This window comes from Streptomyces sp. NPDC003011, assembly GCF_053591515.1.
In genome coordinates, this window is sequence record NZ_JBSFTY010000086.1 from 25,484 (window position 1) to 35,737 (window position 10,254).

A 10,254-nucleotide genomic window follows, 5' to 3' on the forward strand; every position below is an offset into this window, starting at 1 on the left:
AGACCCTCGCGGCATCCGGTCCCGGACGTCCTGGGCGATGGCGCAGGTGGATGTGAGCGCCGCCGCGCGCGGCCGGACGGGCGGGCGGGCGTACCCGATCTGATCGGGCACAGGATGTCGGGTCCGGCAGGATGTGTGCCGCCTAGCGTGGTGATCGCCATGAGGAAGGAGACCGGGACGTGCTGGAGCGGCTCAACCAGGCCATGGAGCACATCGAGCGCCATCTCGACCAGTCGATCGACGTGCCCGAGCTGGCACGTACGGCGGCCACGTCGGAGTACCACCTGCGCCGGATGTTCTCCGCGCTCGCGGGCATGCCGCTGTCGGAGTACGTCCGGCGCCGGCGGCTCACCGTCGCGGGTGCCGAGGTACTCGCACGGCGCGAGTCGCTGCTGGAGATCGCGGTGCGCTACGGCTACGGATCGGGCGAGGCCTTCGCGCGGGCGTTTCGCGCCATGCACGGTGTGGGGCCGGGCGAGGCCCGGCGCACCGGCACAGCGCTCGTCTCCCAGCCCCGGTTGACCTTCCGTCTCACCGTCGAAGGGAGCAGCAGCATGCGTTATCGCGTAGTGGACAAGCCGGACTTCACCGTCGTCGGCCTCAAGGCCCGGGTACCGCTCGTGCACGCGGGGCCGAACCAAGCGATCATCGACTTCGTCCGCGGGATCGGACCACAGATGCTGGAGCGTCTGGAGAAGCTGTCGGACCAGGAGCCGCAGGGCATCGTCGCGGTCTGCGACGACCTGGACCCCAGCCGTGCCGAAGGCACCGAACTCGACTACTACCAGGGGGTGATCACGTCAGCGGCCGCGCCGGAAGGCGCGACGGTCCTGCCGGTCCCGGACGGGACCTGGGCGGTCTTCACCACCTCCGGGCCGGTGCCGCAGGCCATCCAGAACCTGTGGCGGGACGTGTTCACGGAGTGGTTCCCGTCCAACCCGTACCGCAGCCGTCCCGGTCCCGAGATCCTGCGCACCCGCCTGTCACCGGACAAGACCGAAGCCGACGCCGAGCTGTGGCTTCCGGTGGAGCGGGAGCAGGGCTGACGGAACACCGAGCGCGTAGGCGCCGGCGGCCTGTGACCGAGTGCTTCCGTCGGCGGCCGGGCGGATCAGCGGAAGCACCCAGTCACCACCGGCTGTGATCGTCGGGGACGGACGCGACCCGACGGACACTCCCGCGGCCCCGGCGTCGGTCTCACTGTTGCCCGATCGCCGGGCGTCCGGTGGACGAAGCCGTGGTCTCCGCGTCGGGTGACGCCGCGCGGAAGGCGGCGGGCGGTGAGCGGCTGTCACTGGGGCCGGAGTCCGGTGATGTCGCCGCTGGGGTCGTCGGGCAGGGCGATGCGGGCGGTGATGCGTTTGCCGGCCGGCTCCCGCTGGACCTCGAAGCCCTGGGCGACGGCCATGACGATCTCCAGGCCGTGCTGTCCGACTCTGCCCGGGTCGGCGGCCCGGGCCACCGGCAGGACGGGGTCACTGTCCCACACGACCACTTCCACCACGGCGCCCGTGACGCGCAGCTCCATCAGCACCGGCCCGGGCGCGTACTTGCGCGCGTTGGTGACCAGCTCGCTGACCACCAGCCGCGTCAGGTCCATCGCACGCGCGGAGACCGGCAGACCGTGCTCGGCCTGCACACGGGCAAGGAAGTCCACCGCATGATGACGCGCCTGAGCGATGCAGGATCCGTCTCCGTCCAGAGCGATGGTGTCCCACATCGGAGGGGCGCCAGGCATCACACCGCCCTCACCATCGGGGACTGATAACGCCGGGCCCGCCATTGTTTCCGCTGTTTCCCCTGTTCACACGGCTGCGCGTACCCCGCACGGTGGCTCACATGCCCCTCTGGCCGCGGGGGGAAGGACTGAGGGGTGTTCGTCGTAGCGTCGGGGCAGGCTGTCGGCGCATGTCGGGCCGGCACCCGAGCCCCCGGCAGCAGCGAGCGCGGTCGGGGAGAACGGTGACAGACCTTCAAGTACCGCACCGGTCCGACCAGTTGCCGATCGACCACACCGTCGAGGTCCGATACCGGCGGGGACGGACAGCCGGGGTGGTGCCGCAGCTACTCGGGGTTGACTGCGGCACCCGCCCACGCAGCCCGTGGCGCAGCGGGAAGAACACACGTCGGGGCCGACCGTGCAAGTGCCCCGCCGTCCGGCAGTCATGCTGCGCCGAACGGGTGGTGCGTCACCGTACGCACCCGGTGGACGATCCGGCGCCGGCCCGAGGGCCGGTCACCCTGTGGGCGCCCTCCCGATGCTGTCGTCCGGGTCCGCGCTCGGCTGGGTGGCAGCGTCGCTGTCGGGTTGGAGGGGGAAGATCTGGTCGAGGCCGACCATGCGCAGGACGCGCAGGGTATGGGCGGGGACTGCGGCGAGCGTGATGTCGGCCTGGGCGGCCTGGGCCTGATTGCGGGCGGCGATCAGGGCGGTGATGCCGGTGGAGTCGCAGAAGTCCATGCTCGCCAGATCCAGGACGAGGCGCTGGCCCGGCTGGAGCGTGAGCGTGGTGAGCAGGTCGCGCAGCTCGGTGGCGTGGACATAGTCGAGTTCGCCGTGGATCTCCAGGACGGGACCGGTCACGGCGTCTCGGGTGGTGATCTTCAGCGGGCTCATGCGGTGCTTCTCGTCGTAGGGCCGGGGGCGGGGACGCCCAGGGCGAGCAGGGCGGTGTCGTCGTCGAGGCCATCTCCGAAGTCGTCCAGCAGGCTGGTCAGGGCCTGGATGACGGCATGCGGGGTCCTGCCGGCGTGCTCGGCCGCGAAGGCGCGCAGGGCCTCGTCCCCGTACAAACTGGTGCGGTCCGCGCCGGTGCGGGCCTCGGTGAGGCCGTCGGTGTAGAGCAGGAGGGTGTCGCCGGGGCCGAGGGTGGTGGTGGCGGTGACGAAGCTCGCGGCGGGCAGAACACCGACGAGGAAGCCGCCCGGGGTGGGCAGGAAGTCGGCGGTGCCGTCGGCGCGCAGGACGAGAGCCGGGGGGTGACCGCCTGAGGCGAGGTGGACGGCGACCCGTCCGGTCGCGGGGTCGGGTTCGAGAAAGCCGAAGATGGCGGTGCAGTAGCGCGGGTCGCCGCTGCCGGTGTAGCGCTCGTGGAGCACCGTGTTCAGGGTGGTCAGGGCGGAAACCGGGTCAGGGCCGTGCAGGGCGGCGGCGCGCAGGGTGTAGCGGGTCAGTGAGGTGAGAGCGGCTGCCTGGGGCCCCTTGCCGCACACGTCGCCGAGGAAGAAGGCGAAGCACTTGCCGTCGGTGGGGAAGAGATCGTAGAAGTCGCCGCCGAGCCGGTCGGGAGCGGCAGTGCGGTAGTGGGCGGCCGCCTCCATCCCGGGTACCGCCACCAGCGTGGCGGGCAGCAGCGACTGCTGGAGCACGGCGAGAGCGTCCCGCAGCCGGGCCCGGTCGGTCTCCGACTGCCTGCGCGCCTCCTCGGCTGCCTTCCGGGCTCGCAGGAGTTCCTCTTCGTAGGCGCGGCGGTCGGCGGCGTCGAAGACCGTGGTGCGGATCAGCAGCGGCTCGCCGGTGCTGCCACGTTTGACCACGGAGGAGACCAGTACCGGCATCCGGACACCGCCGGCCTGCTTGATCTCCAGCGCTATGCCGCCGATCTCGCCCTGCATCCGCAGCAGCGGCGCGAAGTGCGTCTCGTGATACAGCTTGCCGCCCACGGTCAGCAGGTCGGTGAACCGCATCCGGCCCACCACCTCCTCCCGTTCCAGCCCGAGCCAGCCGAGCAGTGTCGCGTTGATCTTCGCGATGGTGCCGTCCATCAGCGTGGACAGGTATCCGCACGGCGCGCTCTCGTAGAGCTCTTCGGCGCTGTCCTCCAGCAGCGCGGCGAACGACGCGTCCGGCGTCGGGCCGTCGCCGGCTCCGTTCGGGTCGGGCTGCTGCCCGGTGCTGCACATCACCGCAGGCCTGCCAGGAAGCCGGTGATCGCCTCGTTCGTGGCTTCGGGTGCGGACAGGTGCGGGCAGTGGCCGGTCGCATCGAGCGTGATCAGTGTCGAGCCGGGTATCGCCTGATGGACGAAGGCACCGACCTCCCGGGGGGCGATGACGTCCTGGGCGCATTCCAGCACCAGCGTCGGCACTCTCACGCCTTTCAGATCGTTTCTCGAGTCCGACAGGAAGGTGGTCCGGGCGAAGACGCGCGCCATGTCCGGGTCGGTGGCGCAGAAGCTGTTCTTGAGCTCCTCACCCAGCTCCGGCCGCTCCGCGTTCCCCATGATCACGGGCGCCATCGCCGCCGACCAGCCCAGGTAGTTCGACTCCAGTGACGCCAGCAGTTCGTCGATGTCCGGCGCGCTGAACCCGCCCCGGTAGCCGTCGTCGTCGATGTAGCGCGGAGACGGAGCGACCATCACCAGCGCCCCGATGCGCTCCGGAGCCATGTCGGCGGCGAGGACCCCGATCATCGCGCTGACCGAGTGCCCGACGAACACCGCGTCGCGCAGGTCAAGCGCTTCGCACACCTCCACCGCGTCCTGCGCGTAACCGTGCAGAGAGGCGTAACGGTCCTCCGAGAACGCGGACAGCTCCGAGCGGCCCGCCCCCACGTAGTCGAACAGCACCACCCGGTAGTCCTCGACCAGGGCGGGCACCGTCAGCCGCCACATGTTCTGATCACAGCCGAACCCGTGGGCCAGCACCACCGTCGGCCCCTGCGGGTTGCCGGTGACAGAGACGTTGTTCCTGCGGCCGATATCCATACCTGCCATTCTCCCAAACTCCCCGCTCACCACTCCCCCGCGCCCCCGCAGCACCTCATGCACCGTCCGGCAGCGGACGAGCGGGCGAGCGGGCGAGCGGGCGAGCTGCCGGGCCGGGGGAGGCAGGGCGGGAGGAGGCAGGGCCACCGGGATGTCCGCTCATGCGTCGAGGTACGGGGGCCCGCCTCACCGCGCGCCGCGTGCGCCGGATGCGGTGCGGGTCCAGGCGGTGGTGCAGATGCAGGGGTGCAGGTCCGGGTGCAGGTGCAGGTGCAGATCCTGCTCGCCGTTAACGCACGGTAGACGTGGACCCGCAGTCTGCGGCGCCGGCGGTCCACGTCGGCGGCTCCGCATGAGCGGCGGGCCACGGCGGCCGGAACCAGCGGGCGGCTCCCCTGCTCCCCGTGCTCCCCCGGTTCCCGCGTCCCGCCCTCACCGGCGGCGGGACGTGTGAGGCGTTAATCACTTGCCTGGCACGACCTGCCTGGTGAGGATCGACGGATGCTCAGGACTGTGCCGGACGGGCGGGCGGGAATCGACGCCGCCCTGGTGAAGCGGTTGATCGCCGCCCAGTTCCCACAATGGAGCCGTCTGCCGGTGGTCCCGGTGGAGGCGGACGGGTGGGACAACCGCACCTACCGCCTCGGTGACGACATGACGGTCCGTCTGCCCACGGCGGCCGGCTACGCCCCTGCGGTCGACAAGGAATGCGACTGGCTGCCCCGCCTGGCCCCCTCGCTGCCGGTGGCTGTCCCCACCGTCCTGGCCAAGGGAGCCCCAGGCGAGGGATACCCGTACCCCTGGTCCGTGCGGGACTGGCTGCCCGGCGAGACGGCCTCCGCCGAACGGATCGACGGCATGCCCGAGTTCGCCACCGATGTCGCCCGGTTCATCCTGGCCCTTCAGTTCTGTGACACCACGGGTGGCCCTCTCGCCGGGGCGCACAGCTGGTATCGCGGCGCGTCACCCGCCCACTACGACGACGAGACGCGCCGGTGCATCACCGCCCTGGACGGCCGCATCGACACCGCGCGGGCCATCGATACCTGGCAAGCGGCACTCGATGCCGAAGGGCACGGGCCGCCGGTGTGGTTCCACGGCGACATCAGCGGCAACAACCTGCTCGTCACCGACGGCGCGTTGTCGGCCGTCATCGACTTCGGCACCTCGGGCATCGGCGATCCGGCCTGCGATCTCGTGATCGCCTGGACGATGTTCCGCGACGACAGCCGCGAGGCGTTCCGGCGCACCGTGGGCCAGCAGGACGGCACCTGGGCCAGAGCCAGGGGCTGGGCACTGTGGAAGTCCCTGCTGACGCTGACCCAGTGCTCCGATTCCCGGGACGAGCGGGTCGCCCTCCATCTCCAGATCATCGACGCAGTGCTGGCCGACCACGAACGCTTCGCGTGATCGGGGCTGAGGACCGACCCGCCTTCCCACCGGCACCGCCAACGGCACCAGCACCGCCAACAGCACCGCCACCGCCACCGGCACCCACCGACGGGTCACTTCCCTTCCCTGGGGTGAGGGCGGAGCCAGGCGGTCGACCGGGCGTGTGAAGACCTGGTGGCGGCGCGCGCTGGACTGGTGACACCGGGGGAAGAGCGGGCAGACGTTGTGGCAGCACTTCCCCGTGGCCTCCGCAGGGCCGACGACGCCTGTTCCGGCGAGCGGCACCGCGTGCTCACCGCTCCAGTCGGCTCTGCGGAGGACGTACTCCCTGTCTTACGGCGTCGAGGGCCGGGCGCGACACATCCGCGCCGCCAAGACGCTCGGGCGCCGGCCTGCGAGCGTGCGCCAGAAGTTCGGGACTCCAAACCTGCGGCACCCGGCTTTCCCTCTGTCGGCCTACCCCGGTTGGCGGCATCGGCCGCGCGCCCTTTCGCTGGAAGCAAGGCCACTTCCCACCTGTCGGACGCACAGATAGGAACGCCATGTACGAGATGCAGGCCGAACACGGAAGCTGCCGAGGCGAGCTCGTCTGGCACGTCCTGTCCAAGGACGCATCCGGCCACCCCTTGTGCGGACGCCGTCTCACCCGGATCGACACCGCCACGAACGACGAGCAAACAGCCGAACGCTACTGCACCCCCTGCATGACCGCCTTCCGCCACGCTCTGCAGGACAGCCCTGCGTAAGTGGCGCTCGCCTGATCGCCACGCATCGCCACGCGTCGCCACGCATCGCCACGCGTCGTGCCTGTCGGCGGAACTCGTCGATCAGGCCGGGTCGCACGAGCGACCGCCAGGAGCAACCTTGTGCGCGGCGTTCAGGATGCCAGTGGACGGTCATGGTGCCGGTCGGTGGACGGTCATGGTGCCGGTTAACGGATGGTCGGCCGCCGGCAAGGCTCCGTCCTCCGCACGATCAGAGCTCCACGATCTCAGGTCGTCCGGCGGGCCGGCGCCCGGCGGGCTCGGGTGTGGTCCACCCGTCCTCGTCGCTGCCCCCCGTCCCGCAATTGACCCATGATCGCCGCCCTTGAATGGCCCCTGTCGCCGGTCGATCGGCATCCTAGAGTCGCCATCATGACGACGACGCACAACGACAGCACGCAGACCACGCGCACCGCGGACTTCGCCCCGGTCCTCACCCGAGCCGCTGAAGCCGAGACGACCCGCGATCCCAGCAGTGTCATGACACTCCTCGCGGACTCCGGCCACACCGGCGGACGGCTCACCGGCTACCGGTCGACGTTCGCCGAGGGAGCGGTCGGAGCACCGGCCCACCTGCACACCAAGGCGTCCGAACTGTTCTTCGTGATCGACGGAGCGCTCCAGGTACTGGTGGGCGAGGAGGTCACCGTCCTGGAGGCGGGAGACTTCCTGGTCGTACCGCCGCACACCCCGCACGCCTTCGCGGCGGCGCCCGGAAGGACGGCCGACGTCCTGTTCGTCTTCACCCCGGGCGCCGGTCGCTTCGACTACCTGCGCCTCCTCGGCCGGGTAATGCGCGGCGAGGCCGACCCGCAGGAGATCAAGGACTCCTCGGAGCGGTTCGACAACCACTACGTCGACAGCCCGGCGTGGCGAGAGGCACTCGCCGCGCGCGGCTGAGACCTGCCCGCGGCGGACTCTGTCAGAAACCGCCGGAACATGGCGAGCATAACGATCAAGAGCAGGGCGATCGCGATCCGTTGGATCGCCGATGTGCCCGGATGCGGCCTCGCGCCTCGCGCCTCTCGGGAGCGGCACGGTGCGGTGGCGAAGGCGCACGGCTCGCTGACGCAGCGCGTACGTACAGTCCGCCACCTGGGTGGGGCTGGGTTGCCGGCACTGGGAGAGGGTAGACGCGGGGTCACAGCGCGCTCATGGGGTACTGGATGTGGCGCTCTGACCCAGCAACGGAAGGCACTACGCATGGCGATCCCGCTTATCAGGCATGCGTCGGATCGGCACCACCGCTCAGCGGACCACCGTGATCCTCTGCCCCGGCGCCTGACCTGGCACGACGGCACGGCGACCAGCGCGGCGGCCCGTCAGGCGGCCCTCGCGTTCCTTGACGAAGCCCAGTCCACGGGCTGGACCCGACCGACGGACAGCGCCACCGAGACGGCTGTCCAGCTGGTCGTCAGCGAACTGGTGACGAACGCCCGACAGCACGCGCCGGGCCCCTGCGGCCTGCATCTGGAACTGGGCCGGTCCGCCGCGGACCGCCGCCTGGCCCGGATCACGGTCTGGGACACCTCACCCCACCCGCCCGCTCCTCAGCCGCCCGACCCGCAGCGGATCGGCGGACAGGGTCTGCGGGTCGTCCAGGCCGTCAGCCGGCGCCTCACCGTGGACGCCCACCCGGCGGGCAAGCAGGTCCGGGCGGAGATCGAGCTGCCATGAGCGCCCGGCAGCCCGGTTCCCCGGACCGTACGGCGCGGACCCGTCGTGTCAGCGGTCGACACCGGTAGCCGCCTGCCGTGACGTGTCGGCTCGGCGTGGTCCGGTCCTGCGGGAGCAGGGCGGGCGCACGCCCGAGGCGTCTGCGTCGTTGTACCGAGGCGTTCTCGCCGTGGTGCGGGTGAGATGGGGCGCATGAGTGATCTCGTGGCCCTGGGACGACCGTGCGCGACCGCCTGGCCCAGGGAAAGCATGTCCGGCTGTGCACGGTGCGCCCGGACGGATCCCCCCATGTGACGCCGGTCCGGTTCGTCCTCGACCCGGAAGAGGTCGCGGACGCCTTTGCCGAGAGGTACGGATGGGACGGCACCGCCCCGCACACTCCGCACGGGGACCGCGTTCTCCTCGACCGCGTTCTCCTCGAAGTCCCCGTGTGTCGGCGGTGGTTGGCCGGCGTGGCTCAGTGATCGGCCGGACAGGCGCGGCGGGGCCGGCCCGGACACCCGTCTGACATGTGATCGCCGAACGGCCGCGATGCCGGCACGGTTTCGGGGGAGCTCGTACCACGGGAGAACCGTCAGCTCCTTCGCGCACGTCCTGCTCTATGGTGCCATCAGTCACCTAGGACCAGGGAGGAACCGTGCAGCAGCCTGAGGCGGCACTCGCCGGGCGGATCGCCGAGCGGAGAAGGGGAGGCGACGATCCCCGTGCTCTGGTCGGTGAGATGCGGCGCTCGGTCCTTCTGGTGCCGGTGGCCGACGGAGGTCTCTGGTCGGTGCGTTCGGGCGGGGTGCGGTGGATCTGCGGGTTCACCGACGAGGCCGCACTGGCCCGGTTCGCCCTGCGCCACGCGCCCGGTGACCAGCCGATGGACTACGCGGCGCTGCTGGGCGCGCGCATCGTCGACGAGATCGTGCCCACCCTGGACGAGCCCGCGGGTCTCGCCGTCGACATCGCCACCGAGGACGGGTCGATGTTCTTCCCGCCGGTCCTCGGCATCGTCCCGGACGGGGTCGCCGTCGACGCCGGCGCGGCGCGGAGGGGACCCGGCCATGGGCGGTGACGGCGCGAACCTCGACTTCGACAAGGCGTCCGTCGCCAAGTTCACGCAGGGCGTGGGCGCGATCATCGACCAGCTCGGTGAACTGGGCGGCGCGACCGGTTCGGTGATGGGCAAGGGCTTCTCCGAGCTGTCGATGACGGGGATGGAGGCCGGCCACCACGGTCTCTCCGTCGACTTCGAGGACTTCTGCGAGCGTTGGGAGTGGGGTGTGCGCGCGCTGGTGCGTGATGCCAGCGAGATCGCGAACCGTCTGGGTCTGGCGGCGGGGACCCAGTGGGAGCACGACCAGTATGTCGAGGGCGCGGTCAAGGTGGGGGTGAACTCCGTGATGGGCGGCAACCCGCACGCCACGGAGGAGGAGATCACCCAGCAGGACTGGGGCGAGGTCTTCACCCCGGACTACCTGGACCCGGACTGGAGTGCCGAGTCGTTCGACAAGGCCGGTCAGGAGATGGAGCAGACCTGGAAGGACACCGGCCGCACCGTCCTGACCGAGGGGCAGGGCGGCCAGCGGTCGGAGGTGCTCAACGACGCGCTCGGCATCTCCGACGAGCAGTGGAACCAGGCGCTGGACGACACCTTCGGCCCGTCGCCGGAGGAACGCGCCCAGCAGGCGCAGCAGCAGGGTGAACACGGGGGCAACTGAACGTGGGTA

Annotated in this window: 11 protein-coding genes; 7 read left to right on the forward strand and 4 right to left on the reverse strand. The window is 70.9% G+C overall.

Translation table 11 applies throughout. From position 1 onward, the window contains the following. The first annotated feature begins 179 nt into the window (after nucleotides 1-179). On the forward strand, nucleotides 180-1,046 hold the full coding sequence (locus tag ACWD0J_RS33125) for an AraC family transcriptional regulator (RefSeq protein WP_451499554.1): 867 nt from the start codon (nucleotides 180-182) through the stop codon (nucleotides 1,044-1,046). Nucleotides 1,047-1,291: 245 nt separating this feature from the next. Here ACWD0J_RS33125 and ACWD0J_RS33130 read toward each other — a convergent pair whose 3' ends face one another. From ACWD0J_RS33130 to ACWD0J_RS33145, 4 genes are all read right to left on the reverse strand, one after another. Beyond that, entirely contained in the window at nucleotides 1,292-1,738 is a 447-nt protein-coding gene (locus tag ACWD0J_RS33130; RefSeq protein ID WP_451499555.1) for an ATP-binding protein, read from the reverse strand. 498 nt (nucleotides 1,739-2,236) lie between these two features. Further along, entirely contained in the window at nucleotides 2,237-2,617 is a 381-nt protein-coding gene (locus tag ACWD0J_RS33135; protein WP_451499556.1) for an STAS domain-containing protein, read from the reverse strand. Further along, nucleotides 2,614-3,903 (reverse strand): PP2C family protein-serine/threonine phosphatase, encoded by a 1,290-nt coding sequence (locus tag ACWD0J_RS33140; protein ID WP_451499557.1) that lies wholly within the window; start codon nucleotides 3,901-3,903, stop codon nucleotides 2,614-2,616. The genes ACWD0J_RS33135 and ACWD0J_RS33140 overlap by 4 nt, the downstream gene beginning before the upstream one ends. After that, nucleotides 3,903-4,706: an alpha/beta fold hydrolase gene (locus ACWD0J_RS33145; RefSeq protein ID WP_451499567.1), complete on the reverse strand. Its 804-nt coding sequence runs from the start codon at nucleotides 4,704-4,706 to the stop codon at nucleotides 3,903-3,905. The genes ACWD0J_RS33140 and ACWD0J_RS33145 overlap by 1 nt, the downstream gene beginning before the upstream one ends. A 501-nt stretch (nucleotides 4,707-5,207) precedes the next feature. Between ACWD0J_RS33145 and ACWD0J_RS33150 the strand changes: the two genes are divergently transcribed. The 6 genes from ACWD0J_RS33150 to ACWD0J_RS33175 all read left to right on the forward strand — a co-directional run bounded on the left by ACWD0J_RS33150 (nucleotide 5,208) and on the right by ACWD0J_RS33175 (nucleotide 10,245). Next, entirely contained in the window at nucleotides 5,208-6,116 is a 909-nt protein-coding gene (locus ACWD0J_RS33150) for an aminoglycoside phosphotransferase family protein (RefSeq protein WP_451499558.1), read from the forward strand. 524 nt (nucleotides 6,117-6,640) lie between these two features. Beyond that, a complete protein-coding gene (locus tag ACWD0J_RS33155; protein ID WP_451499559.1) occupies nucleotides 6,641-6,844 on the forward strand; it encodes a hypothetical protein in 204 nt (67 codons plus the stop codon). 390 nt (nucleotides 6,845-7,234) lie between these two features. After that, nucleotides 7,235-7,762, forward strand: a complete 528-nt coding sequence (locus ACWD0J_RS33160; protein WP_451499560.1) for a cupin domain-containing protein — start codon at nucleotides 7,235-7,237, stop codon at nucleotides 7,760-7,762. Between the two features lie 303 nt (nucleotides 7,763-8,065). After that, nucleotides 8,066-8,539 (forward strand): ATP-binding protein, encoded by a 474-nt coding sequence (locus tag ACWD0J_RS33165; RefSeq protein ID WP_451499561.1) that lies wholly within the window; start codon nucleotides 8,066-8,068, stop codon nucleotides 8,537-8,539. Nucleotides 8,540-9,176: 637 nt separating this feature from the next. Beyond that, entirely contained in the window at nucleotides 9,177-9,599 is a 423-nt protein-coding gene (locus tag ACWD0J_RS33170) for a hypothetical protein (protein WP_451499562.1), read from the forward strand. After that, nucleotides 9,589-10,245: a hypothetical protein gene (locus ACWD0J_RS33175; protein WP_451499563.1), complete on the forward strand. Its 657-nt coding sequence runs from the start codon at nucleotides 9,589-9,591 to the stop codon at nucleotides 10,243-10,245. The genes ACWD0J_RS33170 and ACWD0J_RS33175 overlap by 11 nt, the downstream gene beginning before the upstream one ends. The last annotated feature ends 9 nt before the right edge of the window (nucleotides 10,246-10,254 follow it).